The sequence below is a fragment of the Paenibacillus apis genome (assembly GCF_018333295.1).
In the GTDB taxonomy this organism is placed as follows: Bacteria; Bacillota; Bacilli; order Paenibacillales; family Paenibacillaceae; genus Fontibacillus; species Fontibacillus antibioticophila.
The window spans coordinates 126595-150277 of record NZ_BORS01000014.1; the positions used below are offsets into that span (position 1 = coordinate 126595).

20 protein-coding genes are annotated in these 23683 nt (G+C 50.2%); 13 read left to right on the forward strand and 7 right to left on the reverse strand.

Annotated features, from left to right (window positions below; translation table 11 throughout):
* Positions 1–16: 16 nt before the first annotated feature.
* Genes KI362_RS19360 through KI362_RS19385 form a run of 6 tightly spaced genes read left to right on the forward strand, consistent with a single transcriptional unit; the run spans position 17 to position 5309 of the window.
* Positions 17–430, forward strand: a complete 414-nt coding sequence (locus KI362_RS19360) for a GntR family transcriptional regulator (protein WP_301629589.1) — start codon at positions 17–19, stop codon at positions 428–430.
* On the forward strand, positions 427–1359 hold the full coding sequence (locus KI362_RS19365) for an ATP-binding cassette domain-containing protein (protein ID WP_301629591.1): 933 nt from the start codon (positions 427–429) through the stop codon (positions 1357–1359). Before KI362_RS19360 ends, KI362_RS19365 begins: the two co-directional genes overlap by 4 nt.
* 15 nt (positions 1360–1374) lie before the next feature.
* Entirely contained in the window at positions 1375–2283 is a 909-nt protein-coding gene (locus KI362_RS19370; RefSeq protein WP_301629593.1) for an ABC transporter ATP-binding protein, read from the forward strand.
* A complete protein-coding gene (locus KI362_RS19375) occupies positions 2276–3565 on the forward strand; it encodes an ABC transporter permease (RefSeq protein ID WP_301629595.1) in 1290 nt (429 codons plus the stop codon). Before KI362_RS19370 ends, KI362_RS19375 begins: the two co-directional genes overlap by 8 nt.
* Before the next feature lie 26 nt (positions 3566–3591).
* On the forward strand, positions 3592–4818 hold the full coding sequence (locus KI362_RS19380; protein WP_301629597.1) for a TraB/GumN family protein: 1227 nt from the start codon (positions 3592–3594) through the stop codon (positions 4816–4818).
* Complete coding sequence (locus tag KI362_RS19385) at positions 4818–5309, forward strand: low molecular weight protein-tyrosine-phosphatase (protein ID WP_301629598.1); 492 nt, start codon at positions 4818–4820, stop codon at positions 5307–5309. Before KI362_RS19380 ends, KI362_RS19385 begins: the two co-directional genes overlap by 1 nt.
* 61 nt (positions 5310–5370) lie before the next feature.
* On the opposite strand, the gene KI362_RS19390 is transcribed toward KI362_RS19385, so the two are convergent.
* The gene (locus KI362_RS19390; protein ID WP_301629600.1) at positions 5371–6444 is read right to left on the reverse strand and encodes a LacI family DNA-binding transcriptional regulator; all 1074 of its coding nucleotides are present in this window, start codon (positions 6442–6444) and stop codon (positions 5371–5373) included.
* A gap of 184 nt (positions 6445–6628) precedes the next feature.
* Between KI362_RS19390 and KI362_RS19395 the strand changes: the two genes are divergently transcribed.
* The 4 genes from KI362_RS19395 to KI362_RS19415 all read left to right on the forward strand — a co-directional run bounded on the left by KI362_RS19395 (position 6629) and on the right by KI362_RS19415 (position 11158).
* Positions 6629–7786 carry an AGE family epimerase/isomerase gene (locus KI362_RS19395; protein ID WP_301629602.1) on the forward strand — a complete coding sequence of 386 codons (1158 nt, stop codon included), beginning with the start codon at positions 6629–6631 and terminating at the stop codon, positions 7784–7786.
* A 206-nt stretch (positions 7787–7992) separates the two neighbouring features.
* Positions 7993–9171: a glycoside hydrolase family 130 protein gene (locus tag KI362_RS19400; protein WP_301629604.1), complete on the forward strand. Its 1179-nt coding sequence runs from the start codon at positions 7993–7995 to the stop codon at positions 9169–9171.
* A 104-nt stretch (positions 9172–9275) separates the two neighbouring features.
* A complete protein-coding gene (locus KI362_RS19405; RefSeq protein WP_374705684.1) occupies positions 9276–9590 on the forward strand; it encodes a rhodanese-like domain-containing protein in 315 nt (104 codons plus the stop codon).
* A gap of 410 nt (positions 9591–10000) precedes the next feature.
* Positions 10001–11158, forward strand: a complete 1158-nt coding sequence (locus KI362_RS19415; protein ID WP_374705685.1) for a phosphodiester glycosidase family protein — start codon at positions 10001–10003, stop codon at positions 11156–11158.
* A 596-nt stretch (positions 11159–11754) separates the two neighbouring features.
* On the opposite strand, the gene KI362_RS19420 is transcribed toward KI362_RS19415, so the two are convergent.
* From KI362_RS19420 to KI362_RS19435, 4 genes are all read right to left on the reverse strand, one after another.
* Entirely contained in the window at positions 11755–12462 is a 708-nt protein-coding gene (locus KI362_RS19420; RefSeq protein WP_301629608.1) for an AIM24 family protein, read from the reverse strand.
* 66 nt (positions 12463–12528) lie between these two features.
* Positions 12529–12951, reverse strand: coding sequence for a hypothetical protein (locus KI362_RS19425; protein ID WP_301629610.1), 423 nt, complete (start codon positions 12949–12951; stop codon positions 12529–12531).
* 165 nt (positions 12952–13116) lie between these two features.
* The gene (locus KI362_RS19430; RefSeq protein WP_301629612.1) at positions 13117–13986 is read right to left on the reverse strand and encodes a DegV family protein; all 870 of its coding nucleotides are present in this window, start codon (positions 13984–13986) and stop codon (positions 13117–13119) included.
* A gap of 118 nt (positions 13987–14104) precedes the next feature.
* Positions 14105–15004, reverse strand: coding sequence for a helix-turn-helix domain-containing protein (locus KI362_RS19435; RefSeq protein WP_233500755.1), 900 nt, complete (start codon positions 15002–15004; stop codon positions 14105–14107).
* Between the two features lie 396 nt (positions 15005–15400).
* Between KI362_RS19435 and KI362_RS19440 the strand changes: the two genes are divergently transcribed.
* Positions 15401–16816, forward strand: coding sequence for an MATE family efflux transporter (locus KI362_RS19440; protein ID WP_301629629.1), 1416 nt, complete (start codon positions 15401–15403; stop codon positions 16814–16816).
* A 99-nt stretch (positions 16817–16915) separates the two neighbouring features.
* Here the strand turns inward: KI362_RS19440 and KI362_RS19445 are convergent, their stop codons facing one another.
* On the reverse strand, positions 16916–18796 hold the full coding sequence (locus tag KI362_RS19445; RefSeq protein WP_301629614.1) for an LTA synthase family protein: 1881 nt from the start codon (positions 18794–18796) through the stop codon (positions 16916–16918).
* Between the two features lie 554 nt (positions 18797–19350).
* Between KI362_RS19445 and KI362_RS19450 the strand changes: the two genes are divergently transcribed.
* Positions 19351–21387, forward strand: a complete 2037-nt coding sequence (locus KI362_RS19450; protein ID WP_301629615.1) for an endonuclease MutS2 — start codon at positions 19351–19353, stop codon at positions 21385–21387.
* 1191 nt (positions 21388–22578) lie between these two features.
* On the opposite strand, the gene KI362_RS19455 is transcribed toward KI362_RS19450, so the two are convergent.
* A complete protein-coding gene (locus KI362_RS19455) occupies positions 22579–23079 on the reverse strand; it encodes a GAF domain-containing protein (protein WP_301629617.1) in 501 nt (166 codons plus the stop codon).
* A gap of 140 nt (positions 23080–23219) precedes the next feature.
* On the opposite strand from KI362_RS19455, the gene KI362_RS19460 reads away from it, so the two are divergent.
* The gene (locus tag KI362_RS19460; protein WP_301629619.1) at positions 23220–23507 is read left to right on the forward strand and encodes a hypothetical protein; all 288 of its coding nucleotides are present in this window, start codon (positions 23220–23222) and stop codon (positions 23505–23507) included.
* The last annotated feature ends 176 nt before the right edge of the window (positions 23508–23683 follow it).

The following is a 23683-nucleotide window of genomic DNA, read 5'->3' on the forward strand; positions in this document are numbered from 1 at the left end:
TGGAGGTGAACGGAAGGTGTGGATTCCCATTCAGATTAATGAGAATAGTGCGGAGCCGCTCTATCATCAGATTGAGACTCAATTGAAGTCGCTTATCGTAAGCGGACAGCTTGAGGAGGGAACGCTGCTTCCTTCCATCCGGGAGTTCGCAAGCAGTCTGAACTGCAGTGTCATCACGGTGAGAAGAGTGTATCAGGACCTTGAAAATGAAGGATTGCTGCGTACCAAGCAGGGGACAGGGACCTTTGTAGCAAATGTTGCGGCTGACGAGCGTGATGAATATAAACGTGCGGTAGTTCAGAAGGCGGTTGAGGCGGCAGTAGATACGGGGATTTCCGTGCAGTACAGCAGCCAGGAGCTGAAGAAGCTGTTTCTGGATATTTTACAGATTAAATATAAGGATGCAGGAAAAGGGGGTGACCAGGAATGATGCAACCGGATAGCGGAGTAGCAGCAGTCGAGCTTCTGAATGCGGTGAAAAAGAGCCCCCGGGGACAGATTGGGCCGTTTCAGCTCAAGATTCCTCAGGGCTATGTAGTTGCATTAGTCGGCCCTAATGGATCCGGTAAGACAACATTGCTGAATATGATGCTGCAAACCCTGATTCCGGATACAGGCAGTGTGCGATGGTATGGCAGAGGGTTCGAAGGCCCAATTCCGTTGGAGATTCGCCAGCAGATGGGTTATGTTCCTGAGCACCCCGCAGCCGAAGAGTATATTATGACCGCCGACCAGGCGGCAAGGTTCAGATCGCACTGGTATCCGGCCTGGGACTGGCAGCGTTATGAAAGACTGATGGACCGATTTGAGGTGCCCCGTAAAGAGAAGCTGAACCGAATGTCCAAGGGGGAACGCCGTAAATTTGAAATCGCAGCTGTGATGGCCGCAAGGCCAAAGCTGATGCTGCTCGATGAGCCATCGGCCGGACTTGATCCATTTGCCTGGAAGGATATGATCGAGGAACTGAGGAGAAGCCTGGATGAGGACGCATCGACCATCGTCCTGTCCACACACATTGTGGAAGAGATCAAGCGGCTTGCGGATTTTGTTGTTCTTGTTCAGCGTGGGGAGCTGCGAGGCATGGCTGAAAAGGACGCGCTGCTCGGAAGCTGGAAGGAGTATTGGGTTCGCGGGGCGGAAAGCAGCTTCTTGACTGGCATGAACGGCGTGATCAAATGCGAGCCGGACGGCCCCTCCATATTGCGTATGGTATTGAAGGACGAGGCGGAGCTGGAGAAAAGAATAGCATCATCAGGCGGAACTACGCAGATTATCAAGAGCCGCGTGTTGGAGCTGGAAGAGATACTTCAGCTATGGATGCAGGGAAATGCACCTGATGGATTAATCGATTCAAACTAGGAATGGAGGCGGATTATGGTGGCAAAGAGACTGGGACTGGAACAGGTTGTAAAGGAATTTGGAGAGAAAAGAGCGGTGGATCAAATTACGCTGCAGGTTGAAGAGGGCGAAATTTACGGATTGCTGGGCGCTAACGGAGCAGGGAAGACGACAACCATGCGGATGGTGCTCGGTCTGATCTATCCGGATAGCGGGCGGATTCTATATAATGGGAAGCCATACGGCCCGGAACTGCAGTCGCAGATGGGCTACCTGCCGGAAGAGCGCGGTCTCTATCCTAAGGTGAAGGTTAGCGAACAGATCATTTATCTGGCCCGTCTACGGGGCATGTCCGCCGCAGAAGCCGATAAGAGTCTGAAATATTGGCTCGATCGCTTTGAGGTGCCGGAGTATTACGATAAGAAAATCGAGGAGCTTTCCAAGGGAAATCAGCAGAAGATGGGCTTTGTCGCCGCCGTGGTGCACAAGCCGCAGATTGTGATTATGGATGAGGCCTTCAGCGGCCTGGACCCGGTCAATGTGGAGCTGCTTAAGGCAACCGTCAAGGAGCTTCGCGATCAAGGAACGAGCATCCTGTTCTCGACGCACCGGATGGAGCATGTTGAGGAGCTGTGCCGTAATATTACGATTTTGGACCGTTCCCGCACCGTGCTTCAAGGAGATTTACGAGAGATCAAAAAGAAGTATCCGCGTGAAGAGGTGCTGCTCTATACCGCGGGAGAGGTTGAAGGGCTTGACCGGATTCCGGGTGTGAAGAAGGTCAGCCGACAGGAGAGAGGATATGACATCTCCATTTCGGATGTAGCTGCCGCGAAGTTAATTTTGAAGACGGCGATGGAGCAGGGCGAGGTTGAACGCTTTGAAATTAAGGAACCGACGCTCAATCAGATCTTTATTAAGGAAGTGGGTGAGTCGAATGAGTAAATTAAATACGGTGATCCGGTTTACATTTTTGAACAAGATCAAGACCAAATCATTTCTCATTACAACGCTGGTGCTGGTCCTGCTTGTGTCGATCGGTATGAATATTCCTTATTTCATAGATAAATTTTCAGGCGGGGAGCAGGGGCCGGCGAGTGTCGGAGTGATGGAGGCCAGCCAGCCCGAGATCGTTGCTTCGCTGGAGGCCTATCTTCAGAAGCAAGGCGAATTCGGATTCACCTTGCAAAAGTTTGCGGGAGAGAATGAAGAAGCTCTTCGTGCGGAGCTTAAAGCGGGGAATATCGACGGGTATCTAAAATTCAATCAGGATGGACAATCCGCATTTCCGACGGTTTCCTACATTTCGAATAAAGACGACATTCCTCAAAGCGTGAACAGCTCGCTCCAGGCCGCTCTTCAGAGTGTAAAGGCAGAGGTTATTACAAAGGGGACGCTGAGCGAGGAGCAGCTGGCTGCCCTGACAGCTCCGGTATTTATCGATCCGGTTAAGCTGGATGCTTCGGGAGCAAATGCATCCGCAAATGAAGCAGAGACAGAGGCAGGTCCTGCGCCGATTAATTACATTGTTGTGTACGCTCTGGTCATTCTGTTCTTCATGATTATTATGATGACCGGGAATATGATTGCGGCGGAGGTAACGGCCGAGAAGAGCTCCCGAATCATGGAAATATTGATTACCAGCGTCTCGCCGCTGACACAGATGTTTGGCAAAATTATCGGAATGCTGTACATTGGACTGTTGCAAATCTTTATCTTCGCGGGCGTAATCGGCATTAACATGTCGCTTCCGCACAACCAGTCGGTTCTTGGAAGTCTGAATCTGAACCTGGCGGATATCAATTTGACAGTGCTTGTACTGGGCCTGATTTACTTTGTGCTGGGTTACCTGTTGTATGCCACATTGTTTGCCGCCATCGGCTCGCTGGTAAGCCGGACGGAGGAATTGGGCCAGGCGATTATGCCGATTACCATGCTGTCGCTGGCTGCTTTCTACATCGGCATCTTCAGCTTGAGCGCGCCCAATTCGCTGCTGCTCAAGATCAGTAATTTCATTCCGTTCTTCTCGCCGGTCTCCATGATTGTGCGGGCGGGCTTAGGGGATACCCCGGTCTGGGAAATTGCGGCTTCTCTAGTCATTCTGGCAGTCTCGATCCTGTTCTTTGGCTGGCTTGCCGCGAAGATTTATCGTACGGGCGTGCTGCTCTACGGCAAACGTCCAACCATGAAAGAGCTGCGTAAAGCAATGCGTGCTTACAAAATTTAATTCAGGAGTAGAGGAGAATTCGACCTATGAAAAACTGGAAATACATGCTCTTATCACTTGCTCTTTCGACCGGTCTGCTTGCATCGGCGGTCCCGGCTGCGGCAGCGCCGCAACAACCATGGATTAAAGTGAACGACCAAGCCATCGAATATGCGGCCGAGACCGCGCCGATTGCCCAGGATGGAACCACGCTGGTGCCTTTGCGCACTACGCTGGAGGCTTTGAATGCGAAGCTTGCCGGAACTGCGGACGATACCATCACTGTTGTGGTGGAGGGCCGGACGATTACGCTGAAAAGCAAGCTGGAGCGCATTCATGGCGTAACCTATGCGCCGATTCGCATCATCGGGGATGTTGCCGGCTATGTAGTCAGTTGGGACCAGGCGACACGTACGGTCCAACTGGTAACCAAGGCAGCGGCGCCTGAAGCTGTCTCCCAGACCGGAGGACGGGGCTTCCTGTGGGAAGTTGAAAACAACGGCACGACGGTATATCTGGTAGGCTCCATGCACATCGCAGATGACAGCTTTTATCCGCTGCGCGATGAGTTTGAAGAAGCTTTTACAGAAGCGGACTATTTGGGCGTAGAGATCGATATCAGCAAAGCGGCGGACGAAGCGCAGCAGAATTTGATTCTGAGCATGGGAACGTATCAGGACGGATCAACCTTGAAGGATCATATCTCGGCCGAGACGTATGGCAAGCTGGGCGGCGTTCTGAAGCAAAACGGCTTGGAGCCCGATATCCTCGATGCTTATAAGCCGTGGGTTGTGGATTCTACACTTGCATCGCTGAAAACTGCGGCGACCGGCTATGAAGCATCGGCAGGGGTGGATCTGTATTTTATCCAGAAGGCGCTTGAGCGTCAGCTGCCGATCATCGAGCTGGAGTCTTACGAGTCTCAGCTGAGTATGTTCAACAATTTTTCTAAAGAGCTGCAGGAGAGAAACCTGAACACAACGCTAGACAATATAGATGTGGTGGAAGATAGCGTGAATGCGATGGCTGAAATGTGGAAGACAGGAAATGATGAGCAGCTTCTGGAGCTGACTAACAGCTTCTCCGAAGATGAGGAGTACAATCAGGCTATGCTGATTGACCGGAATCTTGGAATGGCAGAGAAGATCGACGGCTACCTGAAGAGCGGAAAGAACGAAGAGTATATGATCGTAGTTGGCGCAGCTCATTATTTGGGAGAACACGGAATCATTAAACTGCTTGAAGATAAGGGTTATACGGTGGTGCGGAAATAATGAAAAGGATAGATCATGAAAATAGAGTCGGTGTCCTGTTTGTTTGTCTGGGTAACATCTGCCGTTCTCCGATGGCGGAAGCGGTCTTCCGCCATCGGGTGATCAAGGCGCAATTGCAAGAGCTCATCACGATTGATTCGGCGGGAACCGGCAATTGGCATACCGGCAAGCCCCCTCATGAGGGCACACGGCGTATCCTTGACCAGTACGGAATCTCGTATGAAGGCCAGAAGGCAAGACAGGTTGCCGGGGATGACTTTACCCGGTTTGACTATATTGTCGCTATGGATGGTCAAAATGAACAGGATCTCCGCACGCTGGCCTCCCGGGCAGATGCCCGGATTATCAAGCTGATGGACCTTGTGCCGGAATCCCTGCTTAAGGACGTTCCTGATCCGTATTATACCGGAAATTTTGAAGAGGTTTATGACCTGCTTACTGCAGGGTGCAGTGCCTTGCTGGAATTGATTCGGCGGGAAAAGGGGCTGTAATGTAAATTAGTATCCATAGCATGCCGAAGGCCGGACTGGAGATAAACTCCTCGTCCGGCCTTTATTTGTTAGGACTTCCCGTTGATGATCTTATGACCAGATCGCATGCCAGGTTGATCTTCTCGAAGGGTCTGCCAGGCTCGCTAATCCGGTCCAGCAGAGCGGAAACCGCACGTTCTCCCAGCCGCTCCTTGTCTACATTAACGGTCGTCAGCGGAATAGCGGCACGCCCGGATTCCTCAATATTGTCGAAGCCGGTAACCGATATGACGTTCGGCACAGACATGCCGCTTGCTTGAAGCGCCTCTAATGCGGCGAGGGCAATCTCGTCATTGGCACAGACCCAGGCGGTCGGAAGCGGTTCGCCGTTATCGGTATATTCGCTTATCTTCTCCTGCAGCAGTGCGAAATTGGCGCTGTGATCCGTGCTGGTTAAAGCTAACTGGTTGTTTGCCGGGCGGATATCGAGACCATTGTCCTCCAGCGCTTTGCGAAAACCAATCCAGCGGTCCGTGAAGCTTCGCGAGTAGCGCATCTCTCCCAGAAACCAGAAGGAACGATGCCCTAATGCCCAGAGGTGTCCGGTAATCATCGACATGCTGTCGATATTGGAGGCGAACACCGTATCGGATGGGACGAGAGGATCCTCGTGATCTGTTAGGACAAAGGGTAGTCCCAGCCGCTTGATCTCCAGCAGCATGGATGTCGTCACTTCTCCAACACCGATGACGCCGAGCAGGCTGTCCGGCTTCAGCAGCCGCTCAAACCCCTCAGGAGTCTGCTCCGTCAGGATGAGCATGCCGAGTCCGCGGCGGGAGAGCGCGTTGCCGATTCCGTACACAATCATGCTCCAGAAGGTTGAGTCCATGGTCTGGAGTCTAATATTAGGCATCAGCACGGCGACGGTCTGCTTATCTCGTCCCCATACCTCTTGCTCTGTTGTACTGGGCCTGCTTTTTTCCTCATGACCTCTGACGGTGCGCTGTTGTTTGAAATATCCCAGCCGGGTGGCGGTATCGATTATTTTTTCACGGGTTTGAGGGGAGACCCCCTCTTTACCGGCTAACGCTTTTGAAACAGCATATTTGGAAAGCCCAAGCGCATCGGCAATTTGCTGCATGGTCACTTTTTTCATCTCTTATAAGGCCCCTTTTTCTCCTGGAAGTATCGAAATCTATACTATCGGATTACGATTAGGTTTACAAGGCATTTTGTTAGCGAAACAAGTTGACCTTGTTATTTTGTTAGTTTACAATTGTAATTGTTAGCTAACAAAATAGAGGTGATAAAAATTGGGACCATTACAGCTTAAACAGGAAATGAACAAAGAGCTGCATGATATTCTTGGCTTTTGGTTAAAGCATTCCATTGACGTTAAGCATGGAGGATTTGTCGGACAGATCAACAGCGATATGACCGTGGTGCCGGACGCCCCGAAGGGCTTGGTGCTGAACGCCCGGATTCTCTGGACCTTCGCCCGTGCTTATCGGCATGAACCGAAGCCGGAATATATGGAAATGGCAGAAAGGGCGCTGCATTATCTTGAAGCTCACTTCCGAGACCCGGAGTATCCGGGGTATTTCTGGATGGTCGATTATCGTGGACGTCCCCTGCAGACCAAAAAGCAGATTTATGGACAGGCATTTTACCTTTATGCGCTATCCGAATTTATCCTTGCCAGTGGACGTAAGGATCTTCTTCCCCTTGCCGAGGAAGTATTCGAAGTAGTTGAGAAAGGCTTTGATCCGGTTCACGGAGGGTATGTTGAAGCCTATGCGAGAGATTGGACGGATGAAGGGGATATGCGCCTTGGTATTCATGATCAGAATGATAAGAAGTCGATGAATACCCACCTTCATGTTCTGGAGGCCTACACGAACTATTTCCGCATTGCCAGAGCTCCAAAGCTGGAGAAGCAATTCAGGAGATTAATAGGAGACATGCTCGATCGGATTGTTGATGAAGAGGGCGGTCATTTTCATTTGTACTTCGATGAAGATTGGAGCTTGAAGTCCAGCCATGTCTCTTATGGCCATGATATCGAAGGAAGCTGGCTGCTCATGGAGGCAGCAGAGCTGTACGGAGACGCTGAGCTGCTTGAGCGGACCCGGAATGCGGCGGTGCGAATGGCGGATGCCGTGTTGACGGAAGGAATGGATGCTGATGGAGCGATTATGTGGGAAGGGGATGCCAATGGCGTCTTCGACACAGATAAGCACTGGTGGGGGCAGGCTGAAGCGATCGTAGGATTCGTGAATGCTTGGCAAATGACCGGAGAAGAGCGCTTCCTGAAGGCAGCTACGGGATGCTGGGAATTCACCCGTAAGCATATTGTTGATCCGATCCACGGAGAGTGGTATTGGAAGACAGACCGGGCCGGTAATCCGGACCTCAACGATCCGAAGGTCAACGAGTGGAAGTGTCCGTATCATAACGGTCGGGCCTGTTTTGAAATTATCGAACGTATTAACCTTTGATCACGAAGCAAAATCTTGAAGTGACTCGGCATCGAATCTTGAATTCAGCCGGGCCTTCCGTTGCTCACGTAGGTTCTGCCTACGCTCCGCTACTCTGTCCCTAACTTCATCCAACCTTCTCGGTGCTGAAAGGTTAACTTTTGATCGCTTATTTAATGGTATAAATCGTTAATTATATTAAATTTGTGGAGGGCTGTGCATAACAGATGAGTACATTGTTCGAACAGCGCAAGAAACAGATTGAGGAGCACTATGAGGCATTAATTTCCCGTAAAAATGAAGCTTTGTTCTCCGAGAACGGGATCTATGAGCGGTATGCCAATCCTGTATTGACCCATGCCCATGCTCCGCTTGTGTGGCGTTATGACTTTAATCCGGAGACGAACCCGTATTTCATGGAACGGATCGGTGTCAATGCGGCCTTTAATCCAGGGGCTATTGAGCTTGATGGAAAGTTCTATCTGGTTGCGCGTATGGAAGGTGTGGACCGGAAGTCGTTTTTTGCCGTTGCCGAGAGTGATAGCGGGGTTGACGGCTTCCGTTTGTGGGATCATCCAGTTGTGATGCCGGAGACCGAAGAGGAAGACACAAACGTATATGATATGCGTCTGACCAAGCATGAAGACGGCTGGATTTATGGTGTGTTCTGCACCGAGAGGAAAGATCCCGATGCAGCTCCAGGGGATCTCTCGAGTGCAGTGGCTCAGGCTGGCATAGCTCGTACAAGGGATTTGAAGACATGGGAGCGGCTCCCGGATCTGAAGACCAGCTCGGCCCAGCAGCGCAATGTGGTGCTTCATCCCGAATTCGTAGACGGGAAGTATGCATTCTATACCCGCCCGCAGGACGGATTCATCGATGCCGGTTCCGGCGGAGGAATCGGATGGGGCCTGTCCGACAGTATGAATCCTGCTGTTATTGAGAGTGAGGCGATGATTGACCGCCGTTATTATCATACGATCAAAGAAGTGAAGAACGGCCAAGGCCCGGCTCCGATCAAGACGGAGAAGGGGTGGCTTCATATTGCGCACGGCGTAAGAAATACAGCGTCAGGCCTGCGCTATGTCGTGTATGCCTTCCTGACCGATCTGCAGGATCCGTCGAAGCTGCTGCATGCTCCGGCCGGTCATCTGATTGCCCCGGAAGGAGAAGAAAGAATCGGCGATGTCTCTAACGTTGTGTTCATTAACGGTTTGATCGCCAGAGAAAATGGGGACGTCTACTTGTACTATGCATCCTCTGACACGCGCTGCCATGTGGCTACCACTACGGTTGACCGTCTGCTTGACTATGTGCTGAACACGCCGGAGGACCCGCTTCGCTCCTATGCCTGTGTGCAGCAGCGAATTGAATTGATAAACCGTAATTTGGAGTTTTTGAGCTAAAGAAGAGAAAGAGGAGATTCAGAGAGCGGGCGGCCATTTGACAAGCCGCTATGCTTCCCCTATGCTTATGCACCAGAGGTACTCTCACGAAGGAGATGATAGCGGTGCATAATGGTTTACCCTTTGAAGAAATATCTTCCAAAGAGCTGAATGATCGGCTGGAGCGGGGAGAGAGCCTGCATATTGTTGACGTGCGGGAGCCTCATGAATGGTTCCAGGGTCATATCCCGAGTGCAAGGCACATTCCATTAGGGCAGCTTCCACATAGAATGGACGAACTGGACCCGCAGGAAGAATGGTTCGTTATCTGCCATAGCGGGGGAAGAAGCGCGCTGGCCTGTGAATGGCTGGAGGAGCAAGGCTTCAGAGCCGTCAATGTCATGGGCGGAATGATGTTTTGGGAAGGCGAGATCGAATAACACACGAGGGTGTCCCCCAAAATGTACACCCTTAATAACAAAATAGAGTGATCTTCATATAGAAACCAAGGAGCTAAGCGGCCTTTTCTCGCTTGATTCCTTGGTTTCTTGCGTCCACTGCGGCTTTCTTGATCAAATAAGGAGCGAGGGAAATCCACATTATCATGGCCTCGCGAGCACCCACGCCAGCAATTTAATGCCTTTCGGCACTTATTTCGCCTCCCGCCAACAATTTTAATGCTTAATGGCACTTGTTCCGCAACGCACGGCATGACGTTACTTTGAAAAAGGTGTCCCTAACCATCTGCGATGACTTCGGGCCCCCCTCATTTTTTAGGCGAAACTTTTCTCAGGCTTAAGTCGTTAACATGAAGAAGAGCAAGTGAATAAGCAAGATAAGGAGATCAAGCATGCCTACTCCATCATCATTGCCCAGCCGTTCTACGGCACGCAAGAATCAGGGGCAGCAAAAAAAGAAGACAACGCGAAAGCCGCGACGAAAAAAGAAGGGTGTATTTTTACGGTTTATCGGCCGTTTAGTCGTGACCTTTATGGTCATTGGGGTTTTGGCCACACTTTGGCTGTTTCTAACTCCGTCAGGCAACAGTATGCGTTATCTGATGGCGGATACGCTGATCACGACGCAGCACCGTCACTGGGCTAAGTATATTATCGGACAAGCCGAACTGGATAAGCGTGTTGCTGCCTACCAGGCTCAATTTGATGCCATGGGAACCGAGGAGGATACGCATACGATTAACCTTCCAACTGGCGAAGAGGAAGAGGTAGCCGAGGAGGAAAAGCCCTTAATTGAAATCGAAGAGGTCTCCGGTACGGGTTATCATGGTTATGTTCTGACAGTCAACGATCCGACCAAGATCCGGTTAGGCGTTCCAGCCAAGATCGGCAAGGGGGAGAAGGTATCCAGCATGGTGGCGCGCACCGGGGCGGTTGCCGGGGTCAATGGCGGCGGCTTCGCGGATCCGAACTGGAAGGGGAACGGCTTCAAGCCGATCGGAGTCGTCATTTCCAAAGGGAAGCTTTACTATAATGGAATCGGAGCCAAGGATGCGACCCAAATTGTCGGTATCGATAAGAAGGGCAAGATGATCGCCGGCAAATATACGTTAACCGAGCTGTCCGAGCTGGGCATTCAGGAGGCGGTCACCTTCCAGCCCCGTATTATTGTGAATGGGAAGGGACAGATCAAGAGCCAGAAGGAAGGCTGGGGGATTGCTCCAAGAACGGCAATGGGACAGCGGGAGGACGGCGCGATTCTCTTCGTCGTAATCGATGGACGCCAGCCCGGCTATAGCATCGGGGCTAGTCTTTACGATGTTCAGCAGATCATGCTGGATCACGGAGCGGTGATTGCTGCCAATCTGGACGGCGGTTCCTCGACTGTGCTGGTCACGGAAGGCGGAGAGATCGCCAATAAGCCGTCATCCGAATACGGAGAACGGTATTTACCAACGGCCTTTCTTGTCTTTGAGGATCCGGACCAAGTGGAGATTCCGAATATTTGGGAGGGGCTGCGTCCCCAGGATATCGATGCCGGCAAAAAGTGATATATTTCCAAAAGGGAGAATAATGATTCTGCGTGTTGTGGGCAAGGTGTGAAGTGTGCTTACGATCGCTATTGCTCGCGGATTTCTTGATTGAATAAACCATAGCAGGGTAGAAATCCACTCACAAAGACGAACACTCCGAGCATATGCTCCCGAAGAAGCTTTCTTTTCAGAAAGCTTTTACTACAGCAAACTTCACACTTATACCCTTATTACGAAGGCTCTTCAGCTCGGCTTTATAGTGCCGGATGCACTGATGCATTACGTATGCAGCATTGCCCCTAACGGATAAGCCGCAAGCAGCAAGCTTATTTGCTGTGTAGCTTAGGCGTAGCCATGTGCAAACAGGGTGTAGTTAAACTCTACGGCGAAGTAGTCAGGGCATAAGTGTGAAGTGTACTGTAGAAGCGAAAGCGTTCGCCTTTGTGAACGGATTTCTCCCTTGTTAGAACTTAGTCCAATTGAAGAAATCCGTGAACAACAGCGATCGAAAGTACACTTCACACGTTGCCCCTCTAACGCGCCTTTTTTTGTTTAGCTGCACACTTTCCTGTTTGACTCACCTGAGTATTCGCCAGCTCATAAACAGGTTTGCGCTACTTAATAATCACGCCCCCAAAGGGAATTGCTTCTCGCAAGAACCGCTTTACGATTCCATCGCCGCTCTCCAGCTCCTGCTGGAGACGGCTGCCGCCAGTGGCCTGTACCAGTACGGAGCCTTGGCCCGTAATTTTCCACTGGTAGCGCATATGCTGGCTGGCCAGATGATTGCCGTACACAGCCAGTTCCATTCGCGCGGACTCGGGGTAGGCAACTACACAGCCCGCCTCTACATATAGCGGCTCAACAGGATGCAGCTCCAGCTCGAGCACCTGGCCTTGGGTCAAAATACCGATTTCTCCTTCGCCGGAAAATTTCATTTTCACAGCATCCCGGGTGATCATCATATTTTTGATGCTCAGAATGCGCGATTCCATAGTTATGTGATCTGTATAGAAGAAGAGATGGCGGAAATCATACAGCAGATCGCTGCCCCCGCTAAGAGAAATAGCTTTAAGACTGATGCCGGGAGGAAGGGAGGCTGCTAATTCGCAAGGGCCGGTAAAATCAGCCCGAACCAGCTTCCGTTTGCGGTACATCCCCTTGATATTCATTAGCTTGTCTACCCGGTTGGCCGTAGCGCCGCGGTAGGCGATCACCTGGGCAGGGTGCAGTATATGAAGCTGCTCCCCTTCGTCCAGGAAGAACTTGACGGCTTGTCCGCCATAGCCGCCGCCCGGTTGATGTTGATTCTCGATATTCATCTATGGATCTATCCCTTCATGCCGGGCTCCTGATCGGCTTATTGTACAGCGGATTGAATGGGCCAGCTAGCGTCTGAGCAGCACCCGGATCAACCGCAGCACTACAAAATAACCTGCAATGAGCAGTACCCCTGTAATGATCATTATCCTCAGCTTGCGCGACTGATTCTCCCGGATTTGCTGAGCCGTTGTCAATGCAGCGACGGATTCCGTAAGCTCCCGATTTTGCTCAAGTAAAGCCTCGTTCTGCTGACGGTAAGCCTCCAGGGTGGCGTTCGCCTCTTCAAGCTTGTCCTGTGTCTGCTGGTAGCTCTCCTTCAGTTCATTTACTTCACTGGGCAGTTCCGTAATATCCTTGATACCTTGATACATATCGCTAAAAAAACCGGCCTGGGCATGCGGTGCAGCAGGGGTATACAGACTGCTCCATCCTGCTGCCGCAGCAACGGCCAGCAGTAAAGCTCTCTGGCACCATCGTTGAATTTGCATCCCGCCACCTCCATAACATGTCTCGACAATTGTACTCTACAATACGATTGAAAAGTCTATAAAGTTTCTTATTCTATCCTTAAACGACATGAGTCAATGTGAAAAAAAGGCCGCTCTGCGGGATGCATCAGCATCGGACAGAACGGCATAATTCAATAATCCTGGTCAAGCGTACATCTGGCAGCCAGGTCGGCGTAAATACATAATCGCAACTGTACGCGGACCGCAATGACAAGAGATGGCGCAGCCGCCCTCAATAATGGCAACTTCCTTCGTGTCAGTCCTCTCAAGCAAGGTTGACTTGATATAATCGGCAGCCCGCTCCGCCAGTGTCTGAGCTACAATAATCAGCTCGCGGTCCACCTTATGAATATTTTCGGTGAAATGATGAAGCATTCGCTCCACGGCCTTCTCTTTCTTGCCGCGGTATTTATCGGCAGAGATGACGTTACCTTCTTTAATACGGAGCACAGGGCGAATCTTGAGCAGGCTGCCCAGCATGTGCTGGACATTGGATACTCTGCCGCCCCGATGAAGATAGTCCAGGCTGTCGACGAGCACTTCAATTTCAACCCGTTCGCGAAGCTCCTCAAGCATGGTCACGACTTGCTCGGCCGTTTTGCCCTCACGTACTGCCTCGGCAGCCTTTCGAGCCAGCAACGCGATTCCGCCGGAGACATTCAGGGAATCCACGACAAAGATACTGCCTGCAGGGAAATCGTCTGCGGCGATCAGCGCATTTTGATAAGTTGAAGATAGCTTTGATGACATGCTAATGAATACAATAGTGTCGCCTTTATCGATATAAGGAGCAAAAGCGCTGATAAAGTCAGCCGGAGAAGGGGCAGTCGTATGCGGCAGCTCCCCGGTCTCATCTACACGGCGGTAAATTTCATCCGTAGTTATCTCATGTCTGTCCTTATAGGCTGTTCCGCTAAATACAACATAGAGCGGAATGATTCCGATATCGTACTCCTCCATCCAACGTTCCGGAACATCCGATATGCTGTCGGCAAATATTTTGACTTGTGTCAACGCTTCTCCCCCAGTTAATGAGTATTAGATATAAAGTCCTGTAACTTTGATTATAGAGCAAGGGGGGCGGCTTACGCAAAAAAGTCTGTTCGGCTTCCTAGCGGCATGCTCCGATCGGTTAACCTCTATTCCAGCTGAAGCGTTGACGATATTTGCGTGGAGCCAAGCCCTCGATCCGGGTGAAGCTGGAGGTAAAGTAGGCCGCCTGATTGAATCCGACCTCCTCCGCAATCCGTTCCACCGGCCAATCGGTCTGCAGCAGCAGCAGCTTGGCTTGATCTATGCGAAACCGGAGCAGGTAAGCGGAAGGAGAGCATCCGAACACGTTATGCATACAGCGGGCGATATACACCGGATGGAAGTTAATGGCCTCCCCGAGCCGGGAAGCCGAGAAGGGTTCGCGATAATGCGCTTTTAGATATATTGCGGCCTTCTCGGCACAAGCAGATTGGGGGGAGTTATTCTTCGCCTCCAGTGAAGCGGATAGAAGCATTATGATCTCCTGGAACAAGGCCTGCTGCTTTAGCCTGGCACTGGACATATGTGTGCTTTGATTCAAAGAGTCCAGCTCATGCAAAGTGTCGAACATTTTTTGCGGCTGAACCAGCTTGGTAAATTGAGGGAGAAAGACCGAATAGGGCGTAACTTCGAAGGGATCGGGAGAAAGGAAGCCCTTGGACTCATGGTCGATCAGCCGCTGCCCCGCAACCGGATATTCATTAATGACCTTCCAGTCTCCAAGCAGTTGAAAATGGAGCCAGTAATGCGCTGACTCGTCCGGACAGCCTTCATAGGCATAATGGTGACAGTCTGGACGAAGGATGAGCGCATGGCCCTCAGAGATGACATAGTCCTTTCCCTCTTCACCGACGAACAGGGTTCCTTTCCGCACGACAAGCAGGTCGAATGCCCCGATATTTTTCCGGCTGGGATGCTTGCCTCCCGGGGGGAGAGCAGCCAGACCGCTCATAATGAAATGAGGCAGCGGGGGTGCGGTGAATTCAATAATGTTTGACAACGTTTACAACTCCATTCATGCCATGATGAGGTTGGAATATTGAAAGATTGAGTTGCTTCAATGATACAATAAAAACATTTTTCAATCTATAATGTGATTCATGTTATATAAGTTGAACTATATAAACTACGTAGAAAGGGCATAAGTGTGAAGTGTTACAAGCTTTCTGTAAGAAAGCTGCTTCGGAAGCATTAAGCGGAAGCGTTCGCCTTTGTGAGTGGATTTCTACCTTATAATAACTTAGTTCAATTAGAGAAATTCGCGAACAACAGCGATCGTAAGCACACTTCGCACGTTGCCCTCAAAACGTAAAATTCAATAGTTCAACTTATATAATAAGATAAGAAAGATACGGCAGGGAATGTCTTACCGTTTTCACAGGAGGTTGAAATTGTGATGGAACAGCAAGAAGGAAAGGGTAACAGATTTTCCCTATGGATGCTTGCATGGCCGATTTTTATCGAACAATTTTTGCAATTTTTGCTGGGGGCCGTCGATACATTGATGGTCAGCCGGATTTCTGATAACGCAGTAGCGGTAGTCGGCTTCTCCAATCAGCTGTTTAATGCGCTTATGACGCTGTTTGCAACTGTGGCAAGCGGGGCCGGGATTGTTATCGCCCAGAAAATCGGTTCCCGCAAGGAAGAGGAAGCACGTACCGTGGCGATCATCGCCTTTAACGTGACCGCGGCAATCGGTCTTTTTCTCAGCCTGATACTAGTTGTGGCACCGCGCCAAATTGCGGCAATGCTGCAATTGCCGACAGAATTGCTTCCGTTGGCAGAGGTTTATATCTCTATTGTTGGCGGCGGCATGATCCTGACCGCGATGATGGCGGTCCTCAGCACGGCGATTCGGAATACCGGCAATACAAAAGGGCCGATGATGACAGCTATTGGGATGAACGTGCTTCATATCATCCTGAACTATGGTTTTATTTTCGGAGAGCTGGGATTACCTCAGCTGGGGCTGACAGGTGTTGCCATTTCGACTGTGGTCTGCCGCTTGCTTGCGACGCTTGTGCTGCTGTTCATTTTCCTTGGGTCCTTTGTCCGGAAAATCCTGCCGCGCGACTTCTCCGTCTTTGATCGGCGGCTGTTCAAAGAAATACTGGTGATCGGCTGGCCGCTGGGGGTGAACTCGGCAAGTTGGGTATTCTCTCAATTGGCGATCTTTTCATTTCTCTCGATCCTCGGGACGACCGAACTGACTGCGCGGACCTACATGAATACATTAGAATCCTTCTGCTTCCTGCTCGGCTTCTCGCTGGCTCTGGCTGTACAAATCCAGATTGCGCATCTCTATGGAGCAGGAAAGACCAAGGAGGCCTACAGCGCTGTCTTCAGGGTGCTTAAGGTCGGACTTCCCTTAGTTATCGTGAATGCTTTTCTGCTTGTATTGTTCGGAGAGCATATTATGAAGCTGTTTACCCGGGATCAGGATATTTTAAGCCTTTGTACGGTGCTTTTATGGCTCAATCTGCTGCTTCAGCCGGGTAAAATGGTGAATATGGCGATCGGGAACTCCTTGAATGCCGTCGGAGATACCCGCTATACCATGAACATTTCCCTCATTTTCATGTGGGTGGTTGCGACCGGATGTTCTTATCTGTTCGGCGTCTGGTTCGGGTTTGGGATCGTGGCGATTTATCTCAGCATGATCAGTGATGAATATATTCGCGGTGTGTTGTCGTATTTCCGCTGGAGACAGCGAAAATGCCTTCGGGTGAAGGAAGCAGATTTGCAGCGGGAGCGGGAGTATGAAAAAGATGATGCCTGCAATACGGAGTGTACCCCAAGCCCTGCTATCTGAATAAATAGGGTTGTCTAATAATTCCCAAAATAAAAGTTGGACGAGAAAACGCAGTGTTTTCCGTCCAACTTTGTTGTTTTGCGGCTTTCCGCCTATACCTTATTCTGCGGCCTCTTCATCCTTGACCCGATCCGGCAGCTGTTGCACATAGCTATCGGACATCCGGAGCAGCTCAAGCGCTCTGTTATATTCGTTCTCGGTTGTGAGAGCCTGACTGACAGCCTCCTCGGTGAACGGATATTGCGTGCCGTCCTCATACCAGATTCCTGGCATGAACAGTGCTTTATTGTTCAGGAAGGAGCCTGAAGGCAAGTAATAGCGTTGTGGCAGCAGGTTATAAGTATGATTCAGGATATCCTGCCCGAAATGCAGATGCTGATCCAGCGATAATCCCATAATGTTGGCTACGGTAGGAAGAATGTCGACCTGACCGCCAACATGATCCAGTTCGGCAGGCTCTGCGCCTGGAATCGAGACGATGAGCGGGATGTTGATCATGTCGATATAGCCATAATCCCGGCCGTAAATCTCTTTCATCAGCTCCAGACCCTGTTTATCAAGGGAGTACATCGGCAAGCCAAGATGATCCCCGTAAATGAGGACTACGCTGTTATCCCAGATACCGCGGTCTTTCAGGTCCTGAATGAATTCGCCAAGCGCATGATCCGCATAGTTCTGGGCACGGATATAGTCGCCGACCATGTTGTCCTGATAACGTTCAGGCATTTCAATCAAATCCTTCTCATGCGGCAGCGTAAATGGATGATGTGCCGTCATGGAAATGACATGAGAGTAGAATGGTGTGCCCGTATCCTGCATTTTGCCCAGTTCCTCAGCAGTCTTTTTATACAAGACCTCGTCAGAAGGCCCGAAGAAGATCGTGTCTTCATCGCCGAAGAACGCTTGATCGTAATAACGGTCAAATCCCAAAGCTTCATAGAGCGCGCCCCGATTCCAGAAATCAACGACATTGGTATGGAAGGTTGCTGTATCATATCCGGCTGATTTCATCAGCTTCGGTAGACTTGGAAGATCCTTGTCGGGATAGTTCTGGGTTGCCGCCTCATTATATGGAATATAGTAAGAGGTGTTCACTACAAATTCAGCATCTGATGTATTTCCCTGTCCGACCATCTGGTAGAAGTGCTTGAAATACAAATTATCCTTCACAAGCGAATTCATGACCGGCGTAATTTCCTGACCGTCGATTTTTAAATTGATCAGGAAATTCTGAAAGGACTCCATTTGAATGATGATCAGGTTCTTGCCTTGACCGGCCCCGGCATACTTTACCTCGGCATCCGGGGCGGTTGCCTTAATCTTATCAATTTTCGCCTGGGTAATTTGATTCTTGTCTACCAGATCCTCTTGCTTCGTTGCGGATACAATCGCATAGGTTTCATAATTCAGGATCCCCATTTGTTCGGCCTGCTTGATTTCGTTCATGCTTGCCCGGTTCGGCCATACATTAAATAGGCAAAGTGCCAGGGAAGCTGCAAACACAACTGCGATAAAGCCTTTATTCAGTTTCTTCAGATTGAAGAAGGCTCTCAGCTTCTCGGCCCGTTTCTTACGGAACAACCAGAAGGAGAGAACGACGATATCCAGAAAGATCAGCAAATAATAAGGAGCCAGCAGCGAGAATACACTGTTCTTGACCGCGGTCACCTGATTGACCTGCTGGAGGGCGTGAAAGGTAACAATAACGCCGTAGTATTTATGATACATAATTGCTGCAAAGAAAATGGCGGTTACTGTTAAATTAACGGCCACATAAATTCCGATCTTGCGCTTGGACGAGAACATTTCGATCAGGCAGAAGAGCACCCAGATAAAGGGCAGTTCTCTCAGCAGCGGTCCCCATGGCGGCACTCCGTCAAAGATGGAGATCCAGGTAAGATAGGTTTTTAAAATCATGATTATTGTAAAAAAGACAAAGGGCTTCGTATTTCCAAGCCAGGTTCGATTTGATGCGATCACAGTATGTCCCATCCTTTCGTTTTATCTCTACGTAAACTCTAAGTAAACACTTCTCATATAATACATGAAATCAAACGAAGAATAAAATAAACCAAATCACATATTTAGCAAGTTATTCCAAGAAAAACTATGCTATACCCTGATCTTACGGGGTTATTGACATGTGGTCTCAATATTTGGTAAATTTAATGTATCCTAAGTGATAGGGAGAGCTATTGATGACGGTGAGCGTTCTTAACTAAGCAATTTCATATGAGCTGATTTTGGAGCAAATAGCGAGGCAGGGCTTCTTTTTTTGAAAAGGAATCAGGCAGCCTTGTTTTGTATTACCCAATTTCGGTTCTGTGATTAGTTAAGAACACACGCAAAGCATCGAATAGCGCTTGATCGCTGTATGCTTGTTCGGACCGATATCCGAAGCCGTGCTGTTTCCAGCACGGCTTTTTTTGTTGCTGCAAGCGTCCGGAATGAAGCATATACAGGAGACACAAGGGCAAAGGATGGCATTCGTGCTGTCTTTTGCCCTATTTTTATACCCTTAGGAGGGAATACAAATGGAGAATTTTACATTACACATGCTTGAGTATGAAAGTATGAAGCAGGACTTAATGACCTTTGCGGTCACTTACGCCGGTCGGGATAGAATCGCTAAGCTTGCTCCCATGAGTGACAGAAGGAGGATCGAGCGAGAAATGCAAGAGACCGCCGAGGCGCTGCTTCTCGTGAAGCGGGGTTCGAGTGTTCCTCTCCCCTCGCTTGAAGGCATAGAGGTGGTTGCGTCGCTCCTCGGCACAGGTTACCTTTTTTCAGAGCAGGATCTGACCGCCGTCCAGGTATTCCTCCAGAGCTGCGGACATTTACGGAAATATATAGAGTCCAAGGGGGATGCAGCCTGGCAGATCGGTATTCACGCGGCTTCTCTACGCGACCTGCCTGCTCTTAGACAAGAAATTAATCGATGTATCCGGCATGGAGAAGTAACCAATGAAGCGAGCAGAGAGCTTGAGAAGGTAAGGCGCAGGATGGAGATGGCGAAGGAGAAGATCAGCAGGAAGATTCAGGGCTTCATGTCGCGCTATGCCTCCATTCTTCAAGAGAACATCATCAGTCAGCGGGGCGGAAGATATGTGGTGCCGATCAAGCGGGAATTCTACAAGCAAGTAAAGGGAAGAATGCTCGACCAGTCTACGAGCGGGCAGACCGTATTCATTGAGCCCGATGAAATCGCTGTGCTTCAAGGAGAGTTGGAGGTTCTGCTTGGGGAGGAAGCGCGCGAGGAAGCAAAGGTTCTCGGGATGCTGACGGAGCTGGTAGAGCAGGAGGCAGATACGATTAAGCATAATATTGAGATTACAAGCCTGTATGACTTTATCTTCGCTAAGGCGAGGTATGCTGCATCCATGGATGCGGTGCCAGTCATCCTGAATGATTCTGGAGAGACGGTGCTGCGCGGGGCAAGGCATCCAAAGCTTCTCGATGTCATGGTTCCGCTGGATCTCTCCATTGGGAAGCACTATAAAGCGCTCATTATTACCGGACCGAATACCGGCGGAAAGACGGTTGTTCTAAAGACCTTGGGCCTGCTTGCACTGATGGTGCAATCCGGACTGCTGGTCCCGGTCCTGCCTGGCAGTCGCTTCTCAGTCTATCGCGAGGTCATGGCGGTAATCGGCGACGGGCAGAATCTCGAGCAATCGCTGAGCACCTTCTCGGCTCAAATTCACAGCTTGGCGGCGATGCTTCAGGAGGCTGGACCGGGCAGTCTGTTGCTCATTGATGAACTCGCCGCGGGAACCGATCCCGGTGAGGGCATTGCCTTATCGGTTGCTATTCTTGAAGAGTTCAGGCGTAAAGGGTCCACAGTTTTGGTTACGACCCATTTTAATGAGCTGAAGACCTTTGCTTCCCGTGCGTCAGGCTTTGAGAATGCCCGTATGGAATTTGATGCGGAGACGCTAATGCCGCTGTACCGGCTGACAATCGGGCTGGCCGGCCAGAGCTATGCGATCGATATTGCCTGCAAGCTGGGAATTCCGGAGGGAATTATCACTCGTTCCCGTGAGCTTGTTATGACGCCTGTTCAGAGCAGTCCTTCGCATAACCCGCTGCGCGTGGACTTGGAGACAGAGACGAATAGGGATGCGGACACAGATACGGACACAGATACGGACCTAGAAGAAACCAATCGTCCCCGTCTTCAACGAGATGATCGGGCGGAGGAGCAAGAGGGAGAGCGTGTGCAAGATCGTGAGCAGGAGCAAGCGGATCAGGAGCTCCAACCCGCTGTTCATGAGTCGGTGGTCAGACCGGTCTTTGAAGTGGGGGATGCGGTACAGATCCCTGCCCTGGGAAAGATCGGAATCGTGACCGAAGCAGAGGATCATCGCGGAATGGTGGGGATCATGGTTCAGCGGCAGCGCATGAAGATGAACTGGAAGCGGCTGAAGCCTTATCTGAAGAAGGAGGCGCTGTATCCGGAGGATTATGACATGGACATCATCTTCGATACGAAGGAAAATCGGAAGAAACGGCATCTTATGGGAAAACGCCATATCGAAGGGATGGAAATTATCCGCAAGCCGGGAGAATAATCTGCCTGCGGAATCTGCGTGCCGGGGGGCAACGTGTGAAGTGTGCTTACGATCGCTGTTGTTCACGGATTTCTCTGATTGAAATAGTAGGGTAGAAATCCGCTCACAAAGGCGAACACTCCATTTCTTCAACACACTTCACACTTATGCCCTTATTACGCAGGCTACTTAGTTCAGCTTTATAGTGCCGGATGCTCTCACACGGCCCTTCGTGCAGAGCAAGCACTTGAATCCATCGGCATGTACAAACTGGCTTGTCATCCGCATGTGAGGTGCCGGATGAAACTGATGCATCACAAACAGAAAATAGACAATATCGCACCTCCATCAGTTAGATGCCTGAATTGCAACTAAACCTGCAGAGCAAATACAACTCCCGCAGATTCTGCAAAATCCGACCAAGTACAATTCGTGCACACTAAATGTAGTTCACATGAATTTAGTGAACAAAGTTACCTTAAATTCAAGAGAATTGGTTGGGAAGAGGATATAGTGAAATTTTTGCGCTTAAAGTTGGCTAAAATGCGGGTTTGGCTAATTACTGGCGATCTAAGGTAAGTTTTTTCACTAAAAGTGGGTTTGTGCGTCGAACGAAGATTTTAAGGGAAGTAATTTCACTGGAGCGTAGCCGGAATGAGGCTGAATAAGCTGGATGAGTGAAGTTCGGAACAAGAATACCTAGTCAGATAACGAAGTTCCGCGTTCTGCGCAAGGCCGAAACGACGTGCGAGTGGGTGCAACTCCAGGCGCCAGTGTTCCATTGGGCTGTGCGTAAAGTGAATCGTGCTGGCTTCCATTCGTAATGACTAAGGCGATCCTGATAGCAAGGGGGAGTTGGGGGGAGGCTTGCGCGGAGTATCCTACTTGCATGCCATAGGTGGCCAGATTACTGTAATGAAACATGTGGCACAGCCATGGTGCAATCTGTCGTATCAGTTGAACTGCAAAAGCGAAGTAGCCAGGGCAAAAGTGTGAAGGGTTGTGAAGAAGCGGAGCGTTCGCCTTTGTGAGCGGATTTCTTCCTTGTTAGAACTTAGTCCAATCATAGAAATCCGCGAACAACAGCGATCGTAGCAACTCTTCACACGTTGCCCATCTAACTCGCTCTATTACGTTTAACTGTTTTCCTGCTCGCATGCCACAGACGCAAGCACGAAAATGTCAGCTTATGACATCATACTTGCCCTTAGGCTAAAACAATGACAGCGGAGATTGTAAAGCCTCAGTCAAACGGTCGGTAAACCGCTCCAGAAAGACTTGATCCTCAGCACTAAAGCGCCCCTTTAGCGGACTGTCGATATCAAGGACACCGAGGAGTTGCCCGTCTTTCACTAGAGGAATGACGATCTCGCTGTTTGAAGCGGCATCGCAGGCTATATGGCCGGGGAAGGCATGGACATCTTCGATCCGCAGCGTCTCCTTGCGTGCTGCGCTCGTACCGCAGACGCCCTTGCCGAGCGGAATCCGGATGCAGGCAGGAAGCCCCTGGAACGGGCCAAGCACAAGCTCTGTTCCGTCGAACAAATAGAAGCCGACCCAGTTAATATCCTGTAAATAAAAGTTAAGGAGAGCGGAGGCATTGGCCAGATTGGCGGCCGTGCTGCTCTCGCCTTCAATTAATGCGTGAAGCTGGGATAAGGCGGCTTGCTCCCGCTCCTCGCGCGTACCTTCATAAGTGCTGGCGTGAAACATAATCGAATGAACCTCCTTTGTGTACAACTACCATTATAACGCTATTCGGGCTCTCTTGGCTGTTTCCCAAAACTTTTTCAAGGGTAAATTTGTAGCGTAAGGTCGAAGCATTGAAGCCGAAAAGGGAAGGGGGAACAGGCATGCGTGCCGACGTGCAAAATTTGTTCATTCGTATTCATATGCTGAACCAGGCTACGCTGGAGAAGCTCACGGTCAGTGGTACATTGGCTCTTCTCGAATCGCAAGGCTACAAGGTAGGAGAACGGGAGGTCAAGCAGGAGCTGGAGCAGCTGACAGACGCGAATTTTCTTACCTCGTACGAGGATAACTATTCCATCACCGGGGCCGGTATGGAAGAAATGAAGGAAATTCGGGGTGTGCTGGATCATTTATGCAAGACGGTCAAACAGACACCCCAGAGAGACTGACTGACTTTGATGCAAAATGCCTGACAACACCTGAAGGTGGTGCCAGGCATTTTTTGTCAAAAGAAAACCATACGCTATGCGTATGGTTCAGGAGAGCTTCCAGCGATGTACCAAAAAAATTCCTCCCGATGTTACAATAAATTTGGTTCGCCAACCGAATTTATCGAACAACAGGA

Coding starts and splice junctions, on each gene's coding strand:
- KI362_RS19375 (WP_301629595.1), top strand. CDS start 2,276: ATGAGTAAATTAAATACGGTGATCCGGTTTACATTTTTGAACAAGATC.
- KI362_RS19395 (WP_301629602.1), top strand. CDS start 6,629: ATGAACAAAGAGCTGCATGATATTCTTGGCTTTTGGTTAAAGCATTCC.
- KI362_RS19380 (WP_301629597.1), top strand. CDS start 3,592: ATGAAAAACTGGAAATACATGCTCTTATCACTTGCTCTTTCGACCGGT.
- KI362_RS19370 (WP_301629593.1), top strand. CDS start 1,375: ATGGTGGCAAAGAGACTGGGACTGGAACAGGTTGTAAAGGAATTTGGA.
- KI362_RS19450 (WP_301629615.1), top strand. CDS start 19,351: ATGGAGAATTTTACATTACACATGCTTGAGTATGAAAGTATGAAGCAG.
- KI362_RS19385 (WP_301629598.1), top strand. CDS start 4,818: ATGAAAAGGATAGATCATGAAAATAGAGTCGGTGTCCTGTTTGTTTGT.
- KI362_RS19400 (WP_301629604.1), top strand. CDS start 7,993: ATGAGTACATTGTTCGAACAGCGCAAGAAACAGATTGAGGAGCACTAT.
- KI362_RS19440 (WP_301629629.1), top strand. CDS start 15,401: ATGGAACAGCAAGAAGGAAAGGGTAACAGATTTTCCCTATGGATGCTT.
- KI362_RS19390 (WP_301629600.1), bottom strand. CDS start 6,444: ATGAAAAAAGTGACCATGCAGCAAATTGCCGATGCGCTTGGGCTTTCC.
- KI362_RS19460 (WP_301629619.1), top strand. CDS start 23,220: ATGCGTGCCGACGTGCAAAATTTGTTCATTCGTATTCATATGCTGAAC.
- KI362_RS19365 (WP_301629591.1), top strand. CDS start 427: ATGATGCAACCGGATAGCGGAGTAGCAGCAGTCGAGCTTCTGAATGCG.
- KI362_RS19420 (WP_301629608.1), bottom strand. CDS start 12,462: ATGAATATCGAGAATCAACATCAACCGGGCGGCGGCTATGGCGGACAA.
- KI362_RS19455 (WP_301629617.1), bottom strand. CDS start 23,079: ATGTTTCACGCCAGCACTTATGAAGGTACGCGCGAGGAGCGGGAGCAA.
- KI362_RS19425 (WP_301629610.1), bottom strand. CDS start 12,951: ATGCAAATTCAACGATGGTGCCAGAGAGCTTTACTGCTGGCCGTTGCT.
- KI362_RS19415 (WP_374705685.1), top strand. CDS start 10,001: ATGCCTACTCCATCATCATTGCCCAGCCGTTCTACGGCACGCAAGAAT.